Raw genomic sequence first — 24,756 nt, 5'->3', positions numbered from 1 at the left:
AATAAACGATATGAATAAAGAGTCAAGCTAAATATAAAATCTCTATGAATACAGTATATTTCACGTTCTTATTTCTCAAACGGCGTATACACGCTTTTCTTCCCCTGATTATCAATGAAAGCCGACTTTGCTTTTATTTTCGTTTTTTCTACTTCCCTATCTTCATTTGAGAAGTTCACAATGATTTTAATATCTTTTCCATAAGAAACAGATTGTACTAGCTTATCTTCTGACAAATATGCAAAATTCATCATCTCTTCTTTTACTGCTTTTTCATGAACTTCATTCCAAACTTTTAGATGCTCTGTAATTTCTTTTTTATGCTTATTCCACTCTACTTCATCTAAATGGTACAACGGAGGAACATTATACAATAATTCAGACAGCATTCGATTTCCAACTTCATCTTTTACCTTTAAACTTCCCCATTCCCAATGATGCGTTGTAATAACGGAATCATTGTATACTAATTTATATAATGGTACCGAATATACTGGATTTAAATATACTTGTTTATATTCTTCCTTCAATGGTACTTGTTTTGCATATTTTTCAGGAACATTTTGATTTGGTGACCAATATCCGCCAACATAATACGGACTTGTTTTATTTTTCCTCATATCTTCATCGTCCCATTTAATAACGGGTGTTTCAATTCCGTGTGCAAATGCAATCGTATTACTAGCAAAATCATTTCCACCTTCAGAACCAACGACCATACCCTTTTCTTGCGCAATGTAGTCCATTCGTTTTAAACGTGCTTTTAAATCTTGCTCTTGTGTCGTTATATGTTTCGCTGAATAATCATCGTAAATTTCACCTGTCGCATCACAATCAATAAACCATGAATTATATTTAGGACCATTTTGTAATATATCATTCATGCGTTCCTTTACACTAGGCAGCGATAAAGTCGGGTTTAACTTGCGACCTCTGCCTAAAAAGCCTTGCACCTTTTCTCCGTTTTTCTTCGTTACAGTAGCCTCTTCGTATAATGATGGGTCATTAAAGGATGCTGTGTTCCAATTTTTATCACTTTTTTCGTGAATGGAATGATATGAATCATACGGACCAACTAAATACCCCATTTCCTTAGCTTTTGTCACGAAATTTGGTTGCATAAATCCTTGTTCCCAGTTCGGCAGACCAATCCACGCTTTTTCTATTCCTGCCTCTTTCATTTCCTTTAGTATGTCTGTTCCATCTGCATTACCCCATTTACTTACCTCTTCAACCGCATCACCAAGTAGCGACTTTAATAAATGCTTATTTAAGCTATACAATTCTGTGTTCGTTAAGTGACCTACACCTTTCTTTAATAGCACACTAGCTTCCTGATCAACGTTTTGAAAAATATCCTCTTTATAAAATTCCTTCATGGATAATACTTCGTTTATATAACGTAAAATAACATTTTTTTGATACTTATCAATGAAATCTTGTTTACTTACTTGATCTAATACATTCAGTTCCCCAGGCTCTGAACTATTCTTTTGAATAAGTTCTTTTATATGACTAAACAGCGGGCTATTTATTTGCTCCCTTAGTTTTGGCCAATTTATATTACTTTCTGATAAACCATTTTGATTCCAAAAATAAAAATGCGCCGCTCCATATAACTTTTCGATTTCTTTATTTTTTCTAGCCTTTTCTTGTAATGTTTTAAATTCACCTTTTCGAACAATATCATCCTTATACAGTTTAGCAATGCTTACCGCATCATTATTTGTCACATATAATTGAAATCCATATGTTTTATTTTTATTTATGCTCGGAAATTCATGTGTAAAATCAAATCCTATTTTCGGATCCGAATGAAATTTCAATTCATTATTAAACATATTGTTTGCAATATATACAATTGCATATTTCGAACCATTTAATGCGAAAAACTTCATAGAAAATGATTCAGCAAATGAATATGCATCATCCTTTAAAAACTTCTTCCAATTCTCATCATTGCTCGAAATTTGCTTACCCTCCCATAACGGAAGTGTATAATTTTCAGCTTCTACTTTCGGCCATGTAAAGCTTTCTGCACCAGTCGATTCCACTTCAATGTTTAAGTGGTCTTTTTTCTTTTCTAATTTTATTTTTACTTTTTGATCTGGATATTCCCACGATGTACGATCCTTTTCTTTTTTTACATTCGATACCTTCATTTTCGGTAGGGGTTGTGATGCCTGTTCCTTTACCCCCTCATGTTCTACAGTTAATGTGAATGTTTCTGGATTTACATCATAAGTAAAATCTTTATACGTCGATTTCTTTATTTTAGACTCTTGTACAGCATTACTACCTTTTACGTCACAACCGACTAAAGTCGAAAATGGCATAGTTGTTAGAAGACATATCGCTATCATTTTTTTCATCCTCTGCACCTCCACCAATGAATATACAGGTGGTTTGTTACAGGAATGTGGCAAAAAAATAATAGAGCTAGCATTTTGCTAGCTCTATTTGGAGTATTAAAAGTTGATATAAACAACTATAATTCGCTTAGAAGATATGTAATACAGTAACTGCATTTTTTCTCAACAATTATGAAACTAAACAAATCAAAATTTTAACAAGCATTCTTTAACTGAAAAAACAAGTGTATACAATGTATCCTAAAAGTAGTACTAAAATGATTATCCCTGTACCTTTCCAATTCATACCGCCTGCTATATCAACTGGACTACCTGTTTCCGCTCTATTGAGTCCGTCATGTAAAGAACCCGTAGGATTACTTTTTAATTCACTTTGTCTCATACGCTCTCTTTTTTCTTCTGGTGACTCTTTATTCATTTAATCACCTCCAAAATGAATGCACTCTTTACTTACATTATTCAAAATCAACATTTGTTTTATATTTTTTCCCGAAAAAACCTAATTTAAAATAGGTTTGCAACGTAAAGAAAGCTAGCCATGCCAGCTTTCTTTACGATCCAATATGCTCTTCCTTATTTACAATAATACCTTTATGGTCGATTTCAAGCTCACATACTTTCATATCTGTAAATACTCTCGCTAATTGCTCAGCGATTTCTTGACGTTTCTCATATGGCGTTAATATAAAAATAGATGGTCCCGCACCGCTAAGTGCTGTGCCGTACGCACCAAATTCTTTTGCGCATTTACGAATAGATGGTAATAACGGTACGAGTTCTAAACGATATGGCTCGTGAAAATGGTCTCTCTCCATCATTTCACCTACAACTTCCCACCGCTTTTGACATAATGCAGCTACTAATACGTTACTTATCGCACTAGCTTTAACTGCCTCATGAAACGGAAACATCTTTGGTAATACAGATCGACTTTCATCTGTATTTAATTCTTCATTCGGAATAAGAGAAATTACCCCTAATTCCTTGCTCTCAATTCTTACGACGGAAATATCCTTTCCATCAAGTGCTCCGATTACAGTTCCACCTAATATAGAAGCAGCAACATTATCAGGATGTCCTTCAAAATTTGTAGCAATTTGAACTTTTTGATCAGCAGTTAAGTTCAAATTGCCTAGTTGATTCGCAAGCTCTATCCCAGCTACAATCGCTGATGCACTACTTCCTAGCCCTCTTGTTAATGGGATATTACTAGTAACTTCTATTATATGGGGTGATATAGAAGGACATACTTTACATGCCGTGCTAACGATTAAATTTTTATCGTCTGTCGGAATTGATTCTTCAAAGGAATGGATTACTTGCCATTTATCAGCTTTTTCTTTAACCACCACATCTAAATACAATGACAAAGCTATTCCAACTGAATCAAATCCAGGACCAACATTTGCCGTACTAGCAGGGACACGAACACTTAGTGGTATCACGACATAATCACCCCTTTAATATGATCTTTAATCTGTTCTATATCATTTGACAAACTTGCGATGTCTAGTTGATTTGAAGAAATAGCGATATCAGGATCCTTCAAACCATTTCCAGTTAATACTGCAACAACTGTTTCTCCCTTTTTGATTTTTCCAGATTTAACATGTTTAATTACGCCAGCTAATGAAGCATTTGATCCCGGTTCAGCGAAAACACCTTCAGTTTTTGCCAATAACCTATACGCATGTAAAATTTCTTCATCTGATACCATATCTATTTCACCACAAGACTGCTCGGCAGCCTCTACTGCATACGACCAACTTGCTGGGTTACCAATGCGAATTGCTGTTGCAATTGTTTCAGGCTCTTCAATTACATGCCCTTTTACAATTGCCGCTGCTCCTTCTGCTTCAAAGCCATGAATTCTTGGCTTCTTATAACCTTTTTCTTTCTCATATTCACAGAAGCCTTTCCAATATGCTGTAATATTCCCTGCGTTCCCAACAGGGATAGCTAGAACATCTGGTGCATTTTGCAATTGGTCACAAATTTCAAATGCTGCTGTTTTTTGTCCTTCAATTCGATAAGGATTCACTGAATTTACTAATGTAATCGGCTCTTCTGCAGCAATATTTCTTACAGCCTTAAGTGCATCATCGAAATTCCCTTCTATTGAAATAATTTCAGCTCCATAAGCGACCGCTTGCGCTAATTTTCCATGCGCAATCTTTCCTTCAGGGATTACGATTATACATTTCATCCCAAGACGTGCCGCATATGCTGCAGCTGATGCTGATGTATTACCTGTTGATGCACAAATGATTGCTTCTGAACCTTCTTCTTTCGCCTTAGCAACTGCCATCACCATACCACGATCTTTAAAAGAACCTGTCGGATTCGCTCCTTCGTACTTACCATATAGCTGAATCCCTAATTGCTTTGATATATTTAATAACGGAATAAGAGGTGTATTTCCTTCCATTAAACTGACATCAGGTGTGTTTTCATTCACCGGTAAATAAGAAGCATATTGTTTCAATAGTCCTTTATACATATTGTTTTTCCTCCTCAATAATGTAGTAACTGTTTATTTCACTTGCGACAGCTTCTATCGCTCCTAAAACTCGTTCGAATTGATACTTGGAAGTTCGATGTGTCACAACAACAACTTCTGCCAGTTCACGGTTTAAAGGTAATTGAATAACTTCTTTTAAACTCACAGAATAATTAACGAAACATTCTGTTATTTTTTGTAACATCCCAGGCTCATCTCGTAATGAAATACGCAAGAAATATTTCGAAACTACTTCTTCATCACCTTGTAATTCATAAGGAACTGGTTCTTTTAACGCACTTTTATTTTTCGGCACTTGATTCATATTTTTAACGATGGAAATAATATCACTTACTACAGCAGAACCAGTTGGCAACTTTCCAGCTCCAGGTCCGTAAAACATTACTTCTCCTACCGCTTGACCGTGAACATATACTGCATTAAATTCATTATTTACATTCGATAATGGATGACGACTTGGTAAAAGTGTCGGTTCTACACTTAAATGAATGGCTGATCCTTGTTTTTCTGCTTTCCCAATTAACTTCATAGTAAATCCTAACTTTTCAGCCATTTGTAAATCTTCTTTTTCGACCTTTCGAATCCCTCTTACTTGCACATCATCTAATGAAACATTCATCGAAAAACCTAAGTTTGCAAGAATTGCTACCTTTCTCGCCGCATCTAGTCCATCTACATCTGCTGTCGGATCCGATTCTGCAAAACCTAATTTTTGCGCTTCCTGTAAAGCCTCTTCATAAGACCACCCATTTTGACTCATTTTTGTTAACATATAATTTGTTGTACCATTTACAATTCCCATTATTTTTTCAATTTGATCTGATGCTAGCCCGTCAGTTAGTCCTCTTAACACTGGAATACCGCCTGCTACGCTCGCTTCATAACATAAATCACAATCATTATCGTTTGCCAGTTGAAGAAGCTCTGCACCATATACAGCCATTAAATCTTTATTTGCTGTTACGACATGTTTTTTATTTTCTAAAGCCTTAACAATATGCTGTTTTGCTTCTTCAATTCCGCCCATTACCTCTACTACAATATCAATATTTGAATCATTTAGAACTTCATCTACATGACTTGTGACTGCAATTCCGTCAATACAAACATCACGTTCTTTTTCCAAATCACGTACAACGACTGTTTTCACTTTCACTGCGTATCCTGTATCAAGAGCGATTTTTTTATAATGTTCTTTCAAAATATGAACAACACCACTTCCGACCGTACCTAAACCTAATACCCCAACATTTATAACGTTATTCATCTTCTAATCTCCTCCTAAAAGTTTAATTGTTACACCTATAAATCACCTTACTCTGCTTTTTTGTCATGCAGGTGGTGGTTATTTCCGTACTTATAAATAGTTTCATGTTACCGCACCTCCCTTCAAAGTAATAAAAAAAACACACCCATCCCTAGGAAAGGGACGAATGTGTTTTCGTGGTTCCACCCTTGTTCCAATCTAGACGTATTTCTCCCTAGATTGCTCAAGTTCAGATAACGGCTGATACCGTCAATAATTACTAGATTACTCGTTCACTATTGAAGTTCAAAGGTGGTAAAATCATTTCTCGTGTTAGGAAGCTCACACCCTTGGCTTCCCTCTCTGTAAACCGTAAAAATGATTTCTTGTCCTTATCGTTACTTTTTCGTTCATGTTTATTTGTTAACTCATTATACTCGCATAAAAAACAAAATCAATACTATTTTTTAATTATTTTAAATTTTCAATCTCTAAATCCGTAAAAAAACACACTCATCCCTAGGAAAGGGACGAATGTGTTTTCGTGGTTCCACCCTTGTTCCAATCTAGACGTATTTCTCCCTAGATTGCTCAAGTTCAGATAACGGCTGATACCGTCAATAATTACTAGATTACTCGTTCACTATTGAAGTTCAAAGGTGGTAAAATCATTTCTCGTGTTAGGAAGCTCACACCCTTGGCTTCCCTCTCTGTAAACCGTAAAAATGATTTCTTGTCCTTATCGTTACTTTTTCGTTCATGTCTATTTGTTAATTTATTATAGTTATCAACTTTTTAAAAAGCAAGCCTATTTTTACTAACTATTTTCAAGAATTTTTTTTATTATATTTCACAATATCATTATGCAACCGCCACTCAATTTACCTATTTTGTTATTTCTCCAGTTTATAAATCAACGGTTCATATATAAATTCCCCATTCTAAAACCCGTACATATCCGCTCTACAAAACTATATTAATAAAATTTTTAATACAATCTTTTTGTATAACTTTCTTCTAAAGAACGTGCAACATCTTCTTCTGAAGTATTCACTTTCGCATGCTCCAGCAACATTTTTGCTGCTGATGGTAACTCTTTTTTATTTAACCAAGATTCTGGATCCCACATCTTAGAACGAATAAACGCTTTTGCACAATGAATATAACACTCTTCTATTTCAACAACAATTCCAAGCAACGGATTGCGTCCATTCGCCTGCATTTCTTTCAAAATTTCTTCGTCGTTTGTAATATACGCTCGGCCATTTATTCTGAGTGTCTCCCCAAGACCTGGAATAAAAAAGATTAGTCCTACATGTGGATTTGAAATAATATTCAAAATGGAGTCTATACGACGATTTCCTGGTCTTTCTGGAATGATAATTTTATTATTATTGAGTACGTATACAAATCCAGGTGCATCTCCTCGCGGCGAGGCGTCACACTCCCCCAACTTATTTCCAGTGGATAATACTAGAAAAGGAGATTTAGAAAGAAAATCTACGCAATGGTGGTCTAATGATGAAATGACTTTTTTCAACGCTCGCTCACTTGGTTGCCCCAATATTTTCCGTAACTCTTCCTCTGTTGAAATAATCGATTTTATTTCCGTACGCTCGATCCCCACTTATAACCACTCCTTTTTCTTTATTTTCCCAAAATTCAATACAAATATTGTATAATAAAATTTGAGGAAAGGGGAATTAAAATGACAGAGTGGTTAACAATATTTGATTCTGAAAGAAATACACTTGGGAAGAAATTACGTGATGAAGTGCATCGTGACGGCGATTGGCACGAAACATTTCATTGCTGGTTTGTAGAAAAAGATAATGAAGATATGTTTTTATATTTCCAATTACGCTCTAAAAATAAAAAAGAAGCTCCATGTATATGGGATATTACTTCAGCTGGACATATTATGCATGATGAAGATGTACAAATTGGTGGTCTTCGTGAAATTGAGGAAGAATTAGGGCTTTCCTTTCAAACTAATGATTTAACATACAAGGGAATCTTTAAAATAGATTATGAAATTTCAAATCTTACTGATCGCGAGTTTTGTCATATGTATTTTCACAACGTCATCAATCCACTTCCATTCGCACCAGGTGAAGAAGTAGACGATGTGATGAAAGTACATGCAACTTCTTTTCTACAACTATTAAAAGGAGAGATTTCATCTTTAACGACTATTTCAGTCTTAAACAATACACCGATTACGATAACATTTGAAGATATTTATCCGTATGATCTTGCATACTATGAATTTGTTATAGAGCAAGGAAAAGAATTATTAAAAAATAATAGTTTATAAATAAAATAGGACTCCTAGCATAATATTGCGTAGAGTCCTATTTTTTATTATTGTTCAAGTATTTTTAATCTACTCTCTACTTGTATAAATAAACGAATGATTAATAACAGCATAACCACTATAATCGCTATTATTGTATGTGTATATCTAAACAGTATACTAATAACACTTCCAATTAACATCATGATAAATCCGTTTTGCTTCATCACTTCTGCACTATACCTGTTACCCGCATCCCATAATTCCTTATTTTTCATAGATCGTTTCGTACGATAACCATATGCCGCATTAATATCGGTCGGTGGATTTTTTTGAAGAATAATTGCCGCAAGTATAAAAATAATACCAATCAATATGCTTATTCCTATGTTTACTAGTGCATCAATCAATTATATCCCCCCCTAACTTACACTTTCATTATACGACACAACCCTTATTTTTCCAATTTATAACACATTCACTTTCTTTCTTTCGATGTCTGGAACATACTTGGAAGTGTTACAAAACGTGCCCCTTTCGTTTTTAACTGCGGAATGATTTTGTCTAGTGCATCAACAGATCCTTGTAAATGCCCACCTGGAGTAGAATGCTGCAGTATGACACTACCTGGAAATGAATTCCCTAACACATTATTTGTAATCGTATCGGCACTTACACCTTTCCAATCAACTGTATCAACACTCCACTGTACAATCATAAAATTTTGCTCAGTTGCCCAATTCAATTGATTTTCAAGTATTTCACCATACGGTGGACGTATAAATTTAGGAGCATAGCCGGCTAAACGTTTTAATATTTCTTCCGTTTTTATAATTTGATTACGGTACTCAGCGTCATTTACTTTCGCTAAATTCGGATGACTGTACGTATGATTACCAATTACATGCCCTTCATTTGCAATACGCTTTACTACATTCGGAAATTTTTCTGCGTTTTCACCAAGTAAGAAAAAAGTAGCTTTTACATTATGTTGTTTTAACTTATCTAATATTTTTGGCGTGAATTCTGAATCTGGTCCATCATCAAATGTAAGAGCTACTTCCGCTTTATTATACGGTCCTGAAAATGCGTACGCATATTTTTCAACCCATGTAAACGGTGTCCACGATCCACGATCAGCTGCTTTCATTTGTACTTCATAGCTTTGAGGGATATATGCGTATGGCAATGCGCTTATATAGTCTCCATAATAAAATGAGTTATATGGCATATAAGCATACGAAACATCTCGTTCTAGTCCCCATTGATATGGAGCAAACATTTCTGGCGAATAAAAATAATACATGATAAAAAACCTCCCTAAATTTTCATATGTGATTCATCTGCACTTTGTTAGAGAAATTGTTATTCATAAACAAAAATAAGACTGTCCTTAATTAGGACAGTCTTACTGCTTACTATTATTAATAAATCGATATACTATCTTTTGGCAAAGCTTTCACATGTTTTAAATAGTTCGTCACTTTATCATCATCATCTTGCGGATATTGATATTCATATTTGTTAGCGATTTCGTTCGCCACTTCCCTAAATAAATCACCCATGACAAAGAATGACTCCCATATGTTTTCATATTCTGCATTAGAAAATGTTCTTTTAAATTGCACCCACATATCTTTTTCAATATATTGCTCGAAATGCTTTCCAAACTTCCCTGCATTAACTGTAAAATCTGTTTTCATACCAATATACCATTCTAGCATTACGATGAACATATCTCGCACTGGTCCCTCAAGCATTCCTTTTGCATAAGAAAGCTCTTCTCTCCATAGCCCTTTTGCCACATTCGTACTACACCACCAAAATTCATTACAACAATCCAAAAACTCTTTTTCTGTAGGCTTTTTTATTAAGTAATCTTTATCGCTTGCTGGCGGGAATCCTTCCATACAATTATCTTTATCAAGAAGTAATTTACTTAAACTATCTTGTCCAACGAACTTTTTTATTAACTCAACTGGAACTAGCGTTAAATCAATCCGATTCCCATCCATGAACTGCATCAAATACGGAAACTTCCCATCTTCATCTGGTTGAACTAACGACATTTCTTCTGGCATTTGTACTATCATTATTTCTCCAAATCTATGAACCCAATTATGATTAGACGTAAAAGATTGTATATCATTTACAACATACATAATATCATAGTCTTGAAAACAATCTCTTTTCACATTTGGATTTACACGCGATCCATTCATGATAACTGCTCGAATTCTTCCATCCTCTTTTGCTGTATTAATAATTAAGTCTAGCATTTCTTTTTCAGTTCTCATCTACTTATAGCCTCCAATTTTTTGATATATAATATAGTGTTATGTATGTCGGAGGCCCACGAGCTAATCTCGTTATACAAGATACATGTTATAATTTTTCAAACATCTTTTTCATTCTATCTATCTCCTTACCTCATTCTTTTACGATTGCCATTACAAATCCATCGTATCCCTTACTTCCGACAGTTTGAAGCGCTGTAGCACTAACACGTGGCTCAGCAGCTATTAATTCATAGAAACGACGTATCCCTTGTACACGAGGATCGGTACTAGTATTGTCAATAACTTCTCCTTCACGTACTACGTTATCCCCAATAATTACAGTACCCGGTCGTGATAGTTTTAGTGCCCATTCAAAATAAGCAGGGTTATTTTGTTTATCAGCATCTATAAAAATAAAATCAAACGGTTCATACTTCTCGTTTTCTATTTGTTGTAAAGAATCTAACGCTAATCCTGTTCGTATTTCAATTTTATCAGTCAAATTAGCACGCTCCATATTGCTACGTGCAATTTCAGCATGTTTTTCACTTGCTTCCAATGTAACAACTCGGCCTCCAGATGGCAATGCTCTAGCAAGCCATATCGTGCTATACCCGCCTAGCGTGCCAATTTCTAAAACATTACGAGCCCCTTGAATTTGTACTAATAGTTGTAAAAACTTCCCTTGCATTGGTGATACATCATGTGCTGGCAAATTAGCTGCAGCATTAGTTTGAAGAACCCCTTCTAATGTAGAATCTTTCGGTATTAATACATCACTCATATATTGATCAACAGCCGTCCATTTCTCAATTCCACTCATGCAAATATCACCCCTTTCAATTTTCCAATGCTTTCTAGCATTCACTTTTGATTATACCGAAAATTCTGTCTCGAATACAAAAAATAAAGAAGGGACATCTACCCCTTACAGAATAGATATCCCTTCTTTTAAAGTTAAATTTACTTCCTATGGATTAGTAGACCAAAGCCCAGCAGATTTAATAAATGTACGTTTATTTAATTTCAGCTGCGCTACGATAAATTCTGCAATATCTTCTGCTTGCATTACTTTATCAGGGTTTCCATCAGTTAATCCTAAATCTACAGCCATATCAGTCGCTACTGTACTTGGAGTTAAAGCTGTTACACGAATGTTATGTTTGCGAACTTCCATCGCTAACGATTCTGTTAGGCCAAGGACACCAAATTTAGAAGCACTATATGCACTTGTTACAGGTGCACCTTTTTGTCCTGCTGTAGATGAAATGTTAATGATATCACCAGATTGTTGTTCAATCATGCTTGGTAAAGCAGCACGAGTTGCATAATATACACCCATTAAGTTTACTTGAATGATTTTTTCCCAATCAGCAACATCTAATTCTAAAAACTTACCGAACTTAGAAATACCAGCGTTATTAATTAAAATATCGATAGATCCTAAACCATTTTTTAACGTTTCAATCGCAGTAGTCACTTCTTCGTATGAAGAAACATCAGCAGTTGCAATAACAGCTTTTACACCTTCTGCTTCTACTTCTTTCGCTACAGCTTTTAAGTTTTCTTCTGAACGAGCTAATAAGCCTACATTTACGCCTTCTTTCGCTAATGCGATTGCGACAGCGCGACCAATCCCTCTACCTGCTCCTGTAATTAAAGCATTTTTGCCTTGTAATAATTCTGCCAAGTATAACACTCCTTAATCATCTCAGTTATGTATTATATTAAAATTGTATCTATGTTTATGTAAAAAGGCAATGATGCACTTTCATGTGCGTAGGTTACTTATAGGTAACTATAGAAAGTTTTTGTTTATAAGTTTCATGTTTTTACCATTATTCATGTAAAATAAAAACAAATCCAGCATAGGAGAGTGTATGTGTATGAAAAGAAAAAAATGGGTCTTGTTACTAACTGCAGTCGGACTATTTATCATATTGTTTGCCCTGTACTTTATATTTGGTAATCCACTAAATTATAAAGTAATAGAAAAAGATACTAGCCATTATCTCCATACTAAAAAAGGTTATAAGCAAGAAGAAATACAAAACATAACCGGAAAATATACTGCCCTTTATAATATTGGCTATTATGCAACAGTAGTATATAAAGACGAACCATATTTTACATACTCTTATACATACGATGATAATAAAAAAATAATACAAGACAACGGTATTTTAGGAAGACATACTGAGTCATTTGAACATCTTAATTTAAACTGGTCGTTGTTTGACCAGTTAGTAGATGGTATTCATACAAACTTGCAAGGAAGAGGTTTAAGAGAAAAGAAAGATTATTCTATACGAAACGTTCAATTCATTGATATAGATGACGATAAAAACGGTGCAGAAGCATACGTTGACTTTAAGAAAGATAAAGAATCCGATTACTCATATCGTATGAATAGCGAAGGAAAAGCTTATCAATATAATTGCAGTAACGGTAAATGCATTTTTAAAGAGGAATAGTGTTAGAATGTTCTCTTTCTAACACTATTTCTCTTCATGATTCGGCATACACACAATAAATTCAGTACCTTTTCCTTCCTCACTCTCAACTTTTATTTCCCCATGATGAAGGTCGAGTACTTTTTTTACAATAGCTAAACCTAAGCCACTTCCTCCATAGGCACGATTTCGTGAAGAATCCGCTTTATAAAAACGCTCAAAAATATGTTGTTTCTGTTCTTCAGATATACCAATTCCTGAATCACGGATGCGCACTTCCACTACTGTTTCATGTTCCTTTAACTGAATAGTAATCGTGCCACCGCTTGGAGTAAATTTAATACTATTATGAATTAAATTAATCCACACTTGACTCATACTTTCTTGGTCAGCAATAACATATACTTTTTCTAAATCTAGTTCTAACTCGATTTCTTTTTTAGCCCAGAGCGGTTCACTATTTAACACAATTTGCTTTAACTGCTGATCTAATCGATAACTCACTCTTTCTGGTATATACTCTTCTGATTCTAAAAGAGTTAGCTTCAATAAGTTTTGACTTAGTTTAGATAATCTCGTTGTTTCAGTTTCAATAATGGTAAGATAATGTTTTCTTTTTTCCTCAGAAAGATTATCGTCTTGTAGTGCTCTAGCAAATCCTTTTATAGAAGTTAATGGTGACTGTATTTCATGAGAAACATTCGATACAAATTCTTGTCTCATTTTCTCCATCGTATTCAGTTCATCTGTCATATCATTTATACTTTTTACGAGCACGCCAATTTCTCCATCATACTTTTCTTCATTTCGTATTTTTACGGAGAAGTCTCCTTTTGCAATTTTTTGTATCGGTTCAATAATAGTCCAAATCATTGCCTCTCGTTTTGGCCTCATTAATATTCCAATTAATGTCCAAATAAGAATAATAAATACAAAACCGACCATATCACTAATTAGAAAGGCAACAAATGGCGATACATTTACGTCAAAAGCATTCAATATACTAGTTGCTACATAAAATGCGATAGACCAAATGATAGTAAGAAAAGAAAAGAGCGCTAATACCGCTCCAAATACTTTCAGCATCTTCAACTTACTCATTCGTTCTCTTTTTCTCATTTACTTACCTCTAAGCGATACCCTAATCCTCTTATCGTTTTAATACTAAATTTCGACTGCTCTTCTTGAAACTTCTCACGTAACCGATTAATATGAACGTCTAGTGTACGTTCATTCCCTTCAAAATCATATCCCCATATTTCTTCAATTAATTGCTCCCTCGAACAAGTTCTTCCCGATTTAGACCCTAAAGTAAAGAGCAGCTCAAATTCTTTTAACGGTAACGTAACCGTTTGTTCTCCAGATGTAACTTCGAATGTTTTACGATTTAATAATACATTTCCAACTTGAATCGATTGTGAAACTGTAATTTGGTAACGTTTCAATAATGCCTTTACTCTCACTACTAGTTCTATAGGGTCAAATGGCTTTACAAGATAATCATCTGTCCCAAGGTGAAATCCTTTTACTTTTTGTGATGTTTCCCCTTTGGCAGTTAGCATCAGAACCGGGATATCATAGTATTTTCTTAATTCAAAACATACATCAAATCCATCCATATTTGGCATCATAATATCAAGAATAACCATATCGACTTTTACGTCATCCATTTTCCGAAGTGCATCTACTCCATCAATTGCCTCATATGTTTGAAAACCTTCTCGTTCTAAAAATACAGAAACGAGTTCCCTAATGTGTGGATCGTCGTCTACTATTAAAATTTTAGGTATCAAAGGAACCATTTCCTTTCTACTTAGCATCTAATATATTTTTTTAAAATGCACCCTCTTTAATTTTCAATTGTTGCGTTGCAAACTCACGATACATATCATGCGTCTGTAATAATTCATCATGCGTACCACTACCTGTAAGATTCCCTTTCTCAATAAAGATAATTTTATCTGCATCTACAACAGTAGAAAGTCTATGCGCAATCACTAACGTTGTTCTGCCTTTCATTAAGTTATTTAACGCTTTTTGAACGACAGACTCAGATTTACTATCTAAGCTTGAAGTTGCCTCATCGAGCATAAGAATTTGCGGATTTCGAAGTAACGCTCGGGCAATGGCAATTCGCTGTCTTTGTCCACCAGAAAGCTTCACACCGCGTTCTCCAACTTCTGTTGCATAACCGTTTGGTAAGTCATGAATAAATGCATCAACATATGCCATTGCTGCTACTTTTTCAATTTCTTCATCCGTTACTTCGCCTTCAACGCCGTAACAAATATTATCACGAATCGTTCCATCGATTAACGGACTATCTTGTGATACGTAACCGATTTGACGTCGCCATGACTGTAATGAATAACTCGTAATTGATTCTTTTCCTAATTTAATGGCACCACTAGTTGGCTCATAAAAACGTTCCAGTAATGAGAATAACGTTGTTTTCCCACTACCACTTGGTCCTACAATCGCTGTCACTTTTCCAGATTCAATTGTGAAATCAATATTTCTCAAAACTTGCTCTTCTTCGTTATACTCAAAATGTACATTTTCAAGAACGATCGGTTGCTTAGCATTTGTCACTTTCACACCAGTTTCATGATCTTCTACTTTATATTCTAAAATCGTACTAATTCTTTCCGTTGCACCAATTGCCTTTTGGAATTGTGTAAAGAACATAGATAATTGACTCATCGGCATTACAATTTGAACTAAATACAAAATAAACGCTACAAGTTCACCAGTTGTTAATGCACCGCTAGAAACTCTCATCCCGCCATATCCTACGATAATAACAAGTAGTGCCATTAAAACAAACGACATAACTGGCGAAATTAATGCTTGCACTTTTCCTTCTTTCAAACCAAATTGTAATAACTTTTGTATACCTGTATTACCCGTTTCATATTCTCTTTTTTCTGTATTTGAAGATTTCACTAAACGAATTTCTGATAACACTTGCGTTAATACACTTGTAAAAGATGCCGTTTCATCTTGAAGCGCTTTTGAAATCTTATACATTTTTCGTCCAAGTGGAACTAAAATTAATACAGACAACGGAATAACCGTTAAAAGTAACGCAGTCATTTTCCAATCTAACACAAATAATACAATTAACGATCCAACAATTGAAATACCACCTGTTAATAAGTTTGACAAATGCTCAGAAATTAACGTTTTCACAACACCTGTATCATTCGTCATACGGCTAATGGTATCACCTGTTCTATTTTGATCGTAATAAGATACCGGCAAGATAAGTACCTTTTTCCACAAACGTTCTCTTAGTCCCGCTACAATCTTCTGCCCAATATAATTTAGTAAATATATAGACAATCCTGCCGCAATAGTTTGCATTACAAAGAAAGCAACTAACCCAACAATTTGTCCTGCACTAATTGAAGAAAGCGAAAAATTATCTACTAATCCTTTTGTTAGCATAGGAATAAATAAACTCGCTCCCGTAGAAAGCAAACTCATTAATAACGCAAAAACTAAAATTCCTTTCGGAGGATTTGTATCTTGAATAAGGCGCAAAAACTGCCTCCAGCTCCCTTTTTTCTTCATTTCATTTCTAACTTCCATTCCTGTTCATCTCCTCGTGTTAAACCAAACTGTTCTTTCTAAAATTAGAATACGATACAAATGTAAACTGAATGTAAACACACTTTTTCTATTTTTACAAAATATACATAAAAACTCATCTTTACAACAGATATAAACATCTGATATTATTACCTGGTACTTAATATTATTCTATGTAAATTATAGATAAATAATTTACAACACGATATAAATCTCCAGCTAGTGAAAGGAGTATCCTTTTTGCAAACAAATATACATTCTGAAAAGGAAACAATTATTTTTATTCATGGATTAGTTGGCAATCGTCGCGCCTTCAAAAAGGAGCAAAAACGATTTTCTGCCTCCTACAACATTATAACTTATGACTTATTAGGTCACGGTGATGATAAAGGAGAAGCAATCGACTTTTCATTACAGCGTCTCGTAGATCAATTATTAAACTTATATGAACAAGAAGGTATTAAAAAAGCTCATATTTGTGCGCTAAGTTACGGCTGTTACATCTCTACAATTTTTGCACAAATGCATCCAGAAAAAGTATTAAGTATTTGTCATATTGGAGGACATTACAATAACCCTTCTCGCTTATATAGCGTATTCCAAAATTTTTGGGAGAAGCGAGGGGATGAATACTCTAAATGGCTCTCTCAATACGCAAATACTATTTTTCCAAGTGGTATACTAAAAGCAAATCCGTTTGCAGTCATTTCAAGAAATATTTACTACCGTTTCGGATTACAATTACATTCATCCATTATTGCCCAGTCATTACGACATCGGTTAGAATTCGATTTAAAGTCTAAATTAAAATCACTTCCTCACCCTATACTATGGGTAATGGGAGAGCATGATTATCTCTATAAATCTTGTCTATTTGATTTGAAATCTATTTTACCTAACGTTCTATATAAGGAAATACCTTTAGCAGGACATGCAGCGAACTTATTTCGTCCTAACTATTTCCATGACTTATATGATCGATTTTTAAATGGAAATTTAAAATAAAAACCATTAAACTTCCAATTTATACAACTATAAAAAGGCTTCCCAAGTTTCCTTGGAAAGCCTTTTCTCTATACGAAAAGTATATAAAACTACTTTTTCTTAGTATGCTTTTGTGTAACCTAATAGGTGCTTGCTCCAGTAAGAGTTACTTACAGAACTAATACGTACACCAGTTGCATCTGTTTCTGCACTAATGAACTGACCGTTTCCTAAGTAAACACCCATGTGAGAAGGACCTGATTTATAAGTATTTTGGAAGTATACTAAATCACCTGGTTGTGGATTGCTAGTTTTTGTTTTAGAGCTCCAGTATCCAGCAACTGTTTGACGAGCGCCTTTATGACCAGTTTGATTTAATACGTAGTGAATGAATCCACTGCAGTCAAAACCAGCAGGTGTTGTACCAGCAGTTCTGTATGGTGAACCATTTAAAGATCTAGCGAATCCAGCGATTGAAGATGTATCTCCACCTGTTGTTGGTTTTTGTACATCTTTACCTGGTTGTTGAACGTTATTTGTAACGTTATTGTTATTGTTATTTGTAACGTTGTTTACTCCACCTTTTACAAACTTAACGAAGTCTGCACTTACGTAACCCGTGCGGCCGTTATGGTTAATTTTGTACCAACCATTTTCAGCACCAGTAACGTTTAATACTTTACCATTTGTTACTCCACCGATTACAGCGTTGTATGTAGCTGGGCCTGTACGTACTTTTAAAGCACCAGTGTTAACAACATAAGAACCACCAGTTTGAACTGTTGTAGTATTGTTGTTTGTAGTTGGTTGTTGTGTTTCGTTAGATACAGCAGAACCACCTTTTGTTACGAAGTCTTTGCTTACGTATCCAGTTCCACCATTGAAGTTGATTTTAAACCAATCTTGTACTTCACCTACAACTTGTACTGTTTTACCTTTGTTTACAGAACCTAATACTGTATGAGATGTACTTGGGCCTGTACGTACGTTAAGTGAAGAAACGTTTACTGTGTAAGTACCTGTTCCTTGTTGAACAGTCGTTCCTGTTTTGCCACCAGTCGTTACGAAGTCACCACTTACATAACCTGTTTGACCATTTACGTTTACTTTGAACCAACCATTTTCTTGTCCAACTACTTGTAGCACTTGACCTGATTTCACTTTAGAAATAACGTTATGTCCTGTACCAGCACCTGAACGAACATTTAATACATCAGCAGTTACTGTGTATTTTAATTCAGAAGTTGTTTCTACAGTTTTTGTTTCAGTTACAGTCGTTTGAGTTTGAGTTTGTCCATTAATTTCTTTTAGCGCTTCATTTGAAACTTGTGCATGAGCAGAATCCATTCCTGGAACTGCAACGCCAGCTACAGAAGCTGCTGCTAAACCTGCAATTACTTTTTTCATAAGTTGTCTTTACTTCCTTTCCCTACTATCCTCTTAAAAAAAACTTAAAACTTTAATACTTTACAATATTATCAAAGTAAAATATTCATCCAGTTCCATTTTTTAGCAAGAGTTTTATTTTTCACACAGAGTTCATTTTAAATGAACAAAGTGAAATCCATGTGAACTTCATGTGAACTTTATCATTAATTATAGTGTTTTTGCAATGATTTTTTCAAATTTCTTATATATCGCATGAAAATTCGACATTTCATTTAATATCTCAATATAAAACATCCCTTTTCTATCTTCTATAAAAAATTCTATTAACCTAATACAAACCACATTATGTATTTCCTTATAAAGCTCCTTACATGAAGTATACTTTCATCATGACAAAAATCACTCTATTTATCAATAGTATAATATTTTTAGAAAACTAATTTTCTATACTATCTACAATTTTGAAATAATTTGACGAATTGTAAGATTTATTTCACAAAAGTCATTTCTCCTTTAAAGAAAACACACACTATATCAACTGTTCTCTTTTTCCGATAATGGAATTTATAGGATGTTTATAGTATTATATACATATCTTAATAAAAAAGAATTTTAGCGAACTGATTAAAGTTTCATTCCCTTATAAAATGAAACTTTAATCAGTAAGGGGTTTATACATCCTCCGCTAATTATTAACCCTCACCACTCGGGTTGCCCATTAATGCGGAGTTTTATTTGAATAAAAAGAGGAGGCATATTTATGAGAAATATAATAGATGATCCAATACAAAAAAATATAGAGCTATACTATGCTTTTATTCAATTCGTTTCAATGATAACATTACAAAAAGTATCAGCGATTGTAACACGTAAAAATGAATTAAAGAATCAGATGAAAAATGCCGAACAAAAAAACCCTTACTACTTATAAAAGGTGAACAGGTTATATTCCTGTTCACCCTTTATCAAATTATTTATAAATTTTCACACGGTTTTCTAACGGTTGGAATTCTTTTTCACCAGCCTGTACTACCGGTTTACCAAATGGCATTTGCGCAGTTAGTTTCCAATTCCCTGGGATATCCCACTCTTTTCTCACTTCTTCATCAATTAGCGGATTGTAATGCTGTAACGTAGCACCAAACCCTTCAATTTCTAAAGCTGTCCAAATTGCAAATTGTAACATTCCTGATGATTGCTGAGACCAAGTTGGGAAATTATCTTTATATAATGCAAAGTTTGCTTGAAGGCCTTCCACTACTTCACTGTCTTCAAAATATAAAACCGTCCCATAACCACTTTTAAATGCATTCATTTTTTTTTCAGTAGGTGCAAAGTTATTTTCAGGTACAATTTTTCTTAACGTTTCTTTCGTAATATCCCATAATTTATCATGTTGTTCTCCTAATAAAACAACAACACGAGCACTTTGAGAATTAAAAGCTGAAGGTGTATGTTTTACAGCATGATAAATCACTTCTTGAATTTTCTCATCAGAAACTACTTGCTCTTTACTAATTGCATAAATAGATCTTCTGTCTTCAATTGCTGAGTAAAAATCTTTTGCCATCATAATTCCCTCCAATTTTCAATTGAGGCTATTTCATATGTATACATCATATTACGCCCCCCAAACTTATTATTAATAAGATTATAACTTTATAATATCACAGCAACAAATAAACTCAAATGATAACACTTGTATTTAGAATCTTTTTCCTTTTTAAAGTTAAAATAAAAAGACTGTTTATTGTTATCTGAAATTAGTAACAACAAACAGCCTTACTTATGTAGCGATCTAGATTGGTATTTTACTTACTTAATTAACTAATCCAAATGCATACGACATTAACTTATTCGTCTCTGTAAAACGTTTTGTTTTACTTGAGGTCCCCATGACTACTGTAATAATTCTGTTATCACCTTGCTTGGCAGTCCCAGTAAAACAATATCCTGCACTATCTGTAAATCCTGTTTTTAGTCCGTCCATTCCTTCTATATATAAACTTTTATTATTTTTATTTAACATGTCGTTTGTGCTTATAACATTAATATTATTAAATGCTAGCTGACTTTGACGCAAGTGAGTCACTTCTAATATTTCCGGATAATCTTTTATAAGATGATACGCCAATTGTGCGACATCAGCAGCCGTCATTTTTGTTTCACTTCCATCTGGCTCTTGTAATCCAGAAGCATTTGCAAATTTAGCATGTTCCGACATTTTTAACTGTTTCGCTTTTGCATCCATAAGCTGAACGAAATCTTTCTCCGATTTTGCCATATGTTCTGCTAAAGCCACAGCTGAATTATTAGCTGACTCAATCATTAATGCATGATATAAATCTTTAACAGTTAATGTGTCATTAACTTGTACTGGGATTCTCGCTCCCTCTGTTTGTGCCGCCTTCGCACTCATTTTAACTGGATCTTCCCAGCGAACTTTCCCGTTATGTATACTCTCTAGTAGGAGATACGCTGTCATCATCTTAGACATACTAGCCGGTGCAAAAGCTTCATTTTCATTATATTGATAAATAATATCTCCATCACTCGCATCGATAATCATAGCCGCTTTTGCGTTAATTTCTGGTGGGATGTACTTTGGCGGGACTACTTTTTCAGTAAATCCTGCTTTAGGTAGTTCTGCCACTTGCAAAGGTTGTCCTTCTACATTCGCTACGCTCTTTTGATTTCCTTGGAATAAGAACCAACATATCCCTAAAATAATGACTAATAGGACTGTCATCCTTCCCCATTTTAACCGATTCATTTCAAAACTCCTTTAGCAAACCTTTTATACACTCACATTTAACCTTAACAACAATTCCTTTATACAGTCAAGGTAAAAAGTATATTTATTCATATACAGTAATTATTATTTTAATTTGTTTATGTTACACTTATAATACTGAAATATAAGAATATTCAACAATAAAATTTTATAAATAAACTATTTAATAGAAGGGATTCATACAAATGCTACTTCCAAAATCATTAAAATATGGAGACACAATTGGGATCTACTCCCCTTCTTCACCAGTAACCTACACTTCTCCAAAAAGATTTGAACGAGCAAAATCTTACTTACAACAGAAAGGGTTTCATATATTAGAAAGTTCATTAACAGGTCGATATGATTTTTATCGTTCTGGTAGTATATAAGAGCGTGCTGATGAACTAAATGCCTTGATAAGAAACCCTAATATTTCTTGTATTATGTCAACAATTGGTGGGATGAATTCAAATTCAATATTACCTTATATTGATTATGATGCTTTTCTAAATAACCCTAAAATAATGATTGGATATTCAGATACAACTGCTTTATTACTAGGAATTTATGCTAAAACAGGAATCCCTACATTTTATGGGCCAGCTCTCGTCCCTTCCTTTGGCGAATTTGAACCTTTTGTTAACTGCACATACAAATATTTTGCAGAAACTTTACTACATGATCAATCTCTTCCTTATCATATAAAACAACCATTATTTTGGTCAGATGAATTTATTAATTGGGAAGAAAAGACGAAGGAGAAAGAACTTCGACCAAACAATTGGATTTCAGTAATTGAAGGAAAAGCTACTGGGCGTATTATTGGCGGGAATTTAAACACGATACAAGGAATTTGGGCTAGCCCCTATATGCCACATATTCAAGAAGGCGATATTCTCTTTATTGAGGACAGTTCAAAAGATGCAGCTACTATCGAAAGAAGCTTTTCATTCCTTAAAATTAACGGTGTATTTGATAAAATTTCAGGTATCATTCTTGGAAAACATGAGCAATTTGATGATTGTGGTACAAATCGAAAACCTTTTGAAATACTGTTGGAAGTACTTCAAAATCAAAGAATTCCTTTTCTAGCTGACTTCGATTGTTGTCATACACATCCAATGATTACTATACCTTTCGGTGTTCAAGTAGAGTTGGATGCAACAAATAAAACGATACATATTGTAGAATCTTGGAAAAAATGAATGCATGGCTTCTATTGTTTTACAATAAAAGCCATGATACTATATAATTTGGAATGTGAAAGATTAAACAAAATATATTTCTATATCTATCATTAAAAAAACAGATATAAATAGATATTTATATGTAAAAGAGAGTGAATAAATGAAACCAACTATTAAAAATTATGTATTTTTACATGTAGCTTTTTTGATATATTCTATCATTATGGTTTACATGAAATGGGCAGCTCAATTTCCAATTGCTTCAATCTCATTTTTTGTTGCTTATTTCGGACTTGTTATACTTTTATTCGGATATGCAATTTTATGGCAACAAGTAATTAAACATTTCGAAATTTCAAAAGCATATTCACATCGAGGGATTATTATACTATGGTCAATGCTTTGGTCAGTATTTCTATTTGGAGATACAATTCAGTGGAATCATTTACTTGGTGCAGCTATTATTATCGTCGGAATTGTGGTGGTGACAAAAGATGAATAGTTATATACTATTGTTTATTTTCGGGATAATTTTAGCAAATTACTCACAAATATTATTAAAAAAAGCTACTTTACAACAATACGATTCTAGAATAAAAGAATATGTGAATCCTTATGTTATTATCGGTTACTCTTTATTTGTACTTAATGCTGGATTAAATGTAATCGCCATGAAGGGCATGGAATTAAAACAAGCATCAGCATTAGAATCCTTAAGTTATATCATCATATTAATTTTCGGTTGGTATTTCCTAGGGGAAAAAATAACGAAACGTAAACTCATCGGCAACATGATTATTATCGTTGGTGTAATCGTTTATTGTATCCAATAACAAAAAGCTCCGTTTGTTACAAACGGAGCTTTTTGTTATTGACCTAAATTTTGCACCTTATCTTTCAAATCTCGAACTTGATCTACCGTCTGCATAAGCTCTGAGTTTTTAAATTGCTCTACATCCACTTTTCCTTCTTCTATCTTTGTCATCGCCGTATCAATTAACGTATTTAACTTTTCGTTATATCCGACGATTTGTTGATGAAGATCCTTTGCTACATCAGGTGGCGTTAATTCATTGAATCCAGGTATATCTTGTTTAATTTCACTAAGCTTCGTTTCTAATTCTTTTCGAGCCTCGCTATCATTAACAGCCTTTTCTGCTAATGCTGGTGCATCGTTTGCAAATGCACTTATTTCATTTACATAGTCTGTCGCCTTTTGAGCATAATCTATGGAGTTCTTTCCTTCTTCCACTATTGAACATCCCATTAAACCAATTGAAACTATAAATACTAATAAAATTGATTTTATTTTCATTTTAGACTCCCTTCGTCTTTATCATTGTCTGTAATTTTCTCTATCATAACTTCTAGCTAAATTGCTTACAACCTTTTTTCAAATAGCTATTCATACTCTTACATGCCCTATTATTGTTACAACATCTATTTCTATATGTACGCTTATAATATCTTCAATTATATCCATATATCCTTGTCCTATAGCTGCTCCATAGTGTAATGTAATCCCCTTCTTTTCATACACTGACTGTGGCACTGAAAAAATAAATCTCCTCAAGTTTCTTTCATCAGCTGGTTCCATAATTAAAACAATCCCATCCTCATCAAACATATACGCTCGCCCTCCAACTTTACATTCACTAT

General features: G+C 34.0%; 25 protein-coding genes, 1 pseudogene and 2 other annotated features. Of the genes and pseudogenes, 7 read left to right on the top strand and 19 right to left on the bottom strand.

Features of this window, described 5'->3' with window-relative positions; all coding sequences use genetic code 11:
- Nucleotides 1–68: 68 nt before the first annotated feature.
- The 6 genes from QCI81_RS23770 to QCI81_RS23745 all read right to left on the bottom strand — a co-directional run bounded on the left by QCI81_RS23770 (nucleotide 69) and on the right by QCI81_RS23745 (nucleotide 7,766).
- Nucleotides 69–2,372: a glycoside hydrolase gene (locus QCI81_RS23770; protein ID WP_071731008.1), complete on the bottom strand. Its 2,304-nt coding sequence runs from the start codon at nucleotides 2,370–2,372 to the stop codon at nucleotides 69–71.
- 208 nt (nucleotides 2,373–2,580) lie between these two features.
- Nucleotides 2,581–2,790 (bottom strand): DUF6366 family protein, encoded by a 210-nt coding sequence (locus QCI81_RS23765; protein ID WP_063547088.1) that lies wholly within the window; start codon nucleotides 2,788–2,790, stop codon nucleotides 2,581–2,583.
- 133 nt (nucleotides 2,791–2,923) lie between these two features.
- Complete coding sequence (gene thrB / locus QCI81_RS23760) at nucleotides 2,924–3,817, bottom strand: homoserine kinase (protein ID WP_000612682.1); 894 nt, start codon at nucleotides 3,815–3,817, stop codon at nucleotides 2,924–2,926.
- Nucleotides 3,814–4,872, bottom strand: a complete 1,059-nt coding sequence (thrC, locus tag QCI81_RS23755) for a threonine synthase (protein ID WP_000276434.1) — start codon at nucleotides 4,870–4,872, stop codon at nucleotides 3,814–3,816. The genes thrB and thrC overlap by 4 nt, the downstream gene beginning before the upstream one ends.
- The gene (locus QCI81_RS23750; RefSeq protein ID WP_023521724.1) at nucleotides 4,865–6,160 is read right to left on the bottom strand and encodes a homoserine dehydrogenase; all 1,296 of its coding nucleotides are present in this window, start codon (nucleotides 6,158–6,160) and stop codon (nucleotides 4,865–4,867) included. Before QCI81_RS23750 ends, thrC begins: the two co-directional genes overlap by 8 nt.
- A 155-nt stretch (nucleotides 6,161–6,315) precedes the next feature.
- Nucleotides 6,316–6,547, bottom strand: a binding site (T-box leader).
- Nucleotides 6,548–6,662: 115 nt separating this feature from the next.
- Nucleotides 6,663–6,894 (bottom strand) — a binding site (T-box leader).
- Nucleotides 6,895–7,127: 233 nt separating this feature from the next.
- Nucleotides 7,128–7,766: a pyridoxamine 5'-phosphate oxidase family protein gene (locus tag QCI81_RS23745; RefSeq protein WP_000510726.1), complete on the bottom strand. Its 639-nt coding sequence runs from the start codon at nucleotides 7,764–7,766 to the stop codon at nucleotides 7,128–7,130.
- Nucleotides 7,767–7,847: 81 nt separating this feature from the next.
- On the opposite strand from QCI81_RS23745, the gene QCI81_RS23740 reads away from it, so the two are divergent.
- On the top strand, nucleotides 7,848–8,456 hold the full coding sequence (locus QCI81_RS23740; protein WP_023521722.1) for an NUDIX hydrolase: 609 nt from the start codon (nucleotides 7,848–7,850) through the stop codon (nucleotides 8,454–8,456).
- A gap of 47 nt (nucleotides 8,457–8,503) precedes the next feature.
- Here the strand turns inward: QCI81_RS23740 and QCI81_RS23735 are convergent, their stop codons facing one another.
- From QCI81_RS23735 to QCI81_RS23715, 5 genes are all read right to left on the bottom strand, one after another.
- Nucleotides 8,504–8,842, bottom strand: a complete 339-nt coding sequence (locus tag QCI81_RS23735) for an SdpI family protein (RefSeq protein WP_071731035.1) — start codon at nucleotides 8,840–8,842, stop codon at nucleotides 8,504–8,506.
- Nucleotides 8,843–8,913: 71 nt separating this feature from the next.
- The gene (locus QCI81_RS23730) at nucleotides 8,914–9,741 is read right to left on the bottom strand and encodes a peptidoglycan-N-acetylglucosamine deacetylase (protein ID WP_071731006.1); all 828 of its coding nucleotides are present in this window, start codon (nucleotides 9,739–9,741) and stop codon (nucleotides 8,914–8,916) included.
- 118 nt (nucleotides 9,742–9,859) lie between these two features.
- Nucleotides 9,860–10,732: an aminoglycoside 6-adenylyltransferase gene (locus QCI81_RS23725; RefSeq protein WP_071731004.1), complete on the bottom strand. Its 873-nt coding sequence runs from the start codon at nucleotides 10,730–10,732 to the stop codon at nucleotides 9,860–9,862.
- 133 nt (nucleotides 10,733–10,865) lie between these two features.
- A complete protein-coding gene (locus QCI81_RS23720; RefSeq protein ID WP_071731003.1) occupies nucleotides 10,866–11,537 on the bottom strand; it encodes an O-methyltransferase in 672 nt (223 codons plus the stop codon).
- A 147-nt stretch (nucleotides 11,538–11,684) separates the two neighbouring features.
- A complete protein-coding gene (locus tag QCI81_RS23715; RefSeq protein WP_000818985.1) occupies nucleotides 11,685–12,404 on the bottom strand; it encodes a 3-ketoacyl-ACP reductase in 720 nt (239 codons plus the stop codon).
- 190 nt (nucleotides 12,405–12,594) lie between these two features.
- Here QCI81_RS23715 and QCI81_RS23710 point away from each other — a divergent pair, with 190 nt between their 5' ends.
- Complete coding sequence (locus QCI81_RS23710; protein WP_071731001.1) at nucleotides 12,595–13,188, top strand: DUF3139 domain-containing protein; 594 nt, start codon at nucleotides 12,595–12,597, stop codon at nucleotides 13,186–13,188.
- Between the two features lie 24 nt (nucleotides 13,189–13,212).
- Here QCI81_RS23710 and hitS read toward each other — a convergent pair whose 3' ends face one another.
- Genes hitS through QCI81_RS23695 form a run of 3 tightly spaced genes read right to left on the bottom strand, consistent with a single transcriptional unit; the run spans nucleotide 13,213 to nucleotide 16,761 of the window.
- A complete protein-coding gene (gene hitS / locus QCI81_RS23705) occupies nucleotides 13,213–14,286 on the bottom strand; it encodes an envelope stress sensor histidine kinase HitS (RefSeq protein ID WP_071730999.1) in 1,074 nt (357 codons plus the stop codon).
- Nucleotides 14,283–14,960, bottom strand: a complete 678-nt coding sequence (gene hitR / locus QCI81_RS23700) for an envelope stress response regulator transcription factor HitR (protein ID WP_000612415.1) — start codon at nucleotides 14,958–14,960, stop codon at nucleotides 14,283–14,285. Before hitR ends, hitS begins: the two co-directional genes overlap by 4 nt.
- A 40-nt stretch (nucleotides 14,961–15,000) precedes the next feature.
- A complete protein-coding gene (locus QCI81_RS23695; protein WP_088020863.1) occupies nucleotides 15,001–16,761 on the bottom strand; it encodes an ABC transporter ATP-binding protein in 1,761 nt (586 codons plus the stop codon).
- 240 nt (nucleotides 16,762–17,001) lie between these two features.
- Between QCI81_RS23695 and QCI81_RS23690 the strand changes: the two genes are divergently transcribed.
- The gene (locus QCI81_RS23690) at nucleotides 17,002–17,766 is read left to right on the top strand and encodes an alpha/beta fold hydrolase (protein ID WP_071730994.1); all 765 of its coding nucleotides are present in this window, start codon (nucleotides 17,002–17,004) and stop codon (nucleotides 17,764–17,766) included.
- A gap of 99 nt (nucleotides 17,767–17,865) precedes the next feature.
- Here QCI81_RS23690 and entFM read toward each other — a convergent pair whose 3' ends face one another.
- Nucleotides 17,866–19,152, bottom strand: coding sequence for an enterotoxin EntFM (gene entFM / locus QCI81_RS23685; protein WP_071730992.1), 1,287 nt, complete (start codon nucleotides 19,150–19,152; stop codon nucleotides 17,866–17,868).
- Nucleotides 19,153–19,894: 742 nt separating this feature from the next.
- Here entFM and QCI81_RS23680 point away from each other — a divergent pair.
- Nucleotides 19,895–20,065 carry a hypothetical protein gene (locus QCI81_RS23680; protein ID WP_001244280.1) on the top strand — a complete coding sequence of 57 codons (171 nt, stop codon included), beginning with the start codon at nucleotides 19,895–19,897 and terminating at the stop codon, nucleotides 20,063–20,065.
- 39 nt (nucleotides 20,066–20,104) lie between these two features.
- On the opposite strand, the gene QCI81_RS23675 is transcribed toward QCI81_RS23680, so the two are convergent.
- Nucleotides 20,105–20,707 carry a nitroreductase family protein gene (locus tag QCI81_RS23675; protein ID WP_180233085.1) on the bottom strand — a complete coding sequence of 201 codons (603 nt, stop codon included), beginning with the start codon at nucleotides 20,705–20,707 and terminating at the stop codon, nucleotides 20,105–20,107.
- Between the two features lie 246 nt (nucleotides 20,708–20,953).
- Nucleotides 20,954–21,907: a D-alanyl-D-alanine carboxypeptidase family protein gene (locus tag QCI81_RS23670; RefSeq protein WP_001080878.1), complete on the bottom strand. Its 954-nt coding sequence runs from the start codon at nucleotides 21,905–21,907 to the stop codon at nucleotides 20,954–20,956.
- A gap of 206 nt (nucleotides 21,908–22,113) precedes the next feature.
- Here QCI81_RS23670 and QCI81_RS23665 point away from each other — a divergent pair.
- The 3 genes and pseudogenes from QCI81_RS23665 (at nucleotide 22,114) to QCI81_RS23655 (ending at nucleotide 23,930) form a co-directional block, all read left to right on the top strand.
- Nucleotides 22,114–23,115 (top strand): annotated as a pseudogene (locus tag QCI81_RS23665) (S66 family peptidase).
- Between the two features lie 142 nt (nucleotides 23,116–23,257).
- Nucleotides 23,258–23,599, top strand: a complete 342-nt coding sequence (locus QCI81_RS23660; protein ID WP_000805130.1) for an EamA family transporter — start codon at nucleotides 23,258–23,260, stop codon at nucleotides 23,597–23,599.
- The gene (locus tag QCI81_RS23655; RefSeq protein ID WP_071730988.1) at nucleotides 23,592–23,930 is read left to right on the top strand and encodes an EamA family transporter; all 339 of its coding nucleotides are present in this window, start codon (nucleotides 23,592–23,594) and stop codon (nucleotides 23,928–23,930) included. Before QCI81_RS23660 ends, QCI81_RS23655 begins: the two co-directional genes overlap by 8 nt.
- Before the next feature lie 35 nt (nucleotides 23,931–23,965).
- On the opposite strand, the gene QCI81_RS23650 is transcribed toward QCI81_RS23655, so the two are convergent.
- A complete protein-coding gene (locus QCI81_RS23650; RefSeq protein WP_071730986.1) occupies nucleotides 23,966–24,412 on the bottom strand; it encodes a DUF6376 family protein in 447 nt (148 codons plus the stop codon).
- 90 nt (nucleotides 24,413–24,502) lie between these two features.
- A complete protein-coding gene (locus tag QCI81_RS23645) occupies nucleotides 24,503–24,724 on the bottom strand; it encodes a hypothetical protein (protein WP_000459105.1) in 222 nt (73 codons plus the stop codon).
- Nucleotides 24,725–24,756: the final 32 nt, after the last annotated feature.

Origin of the sequence: Bacillus cereus group sp. MG20 (assembly GCF_040459885.1) — a bacterium.
GTDB lineage: Bacteria > Bacillota > Bacilli > Bacillales > Bacillaceae_G > Bacillus_A > Bacillus_A cereus.
This window is presented reverse-complemented; position numbering and strand designations above follow the sequence as displayed.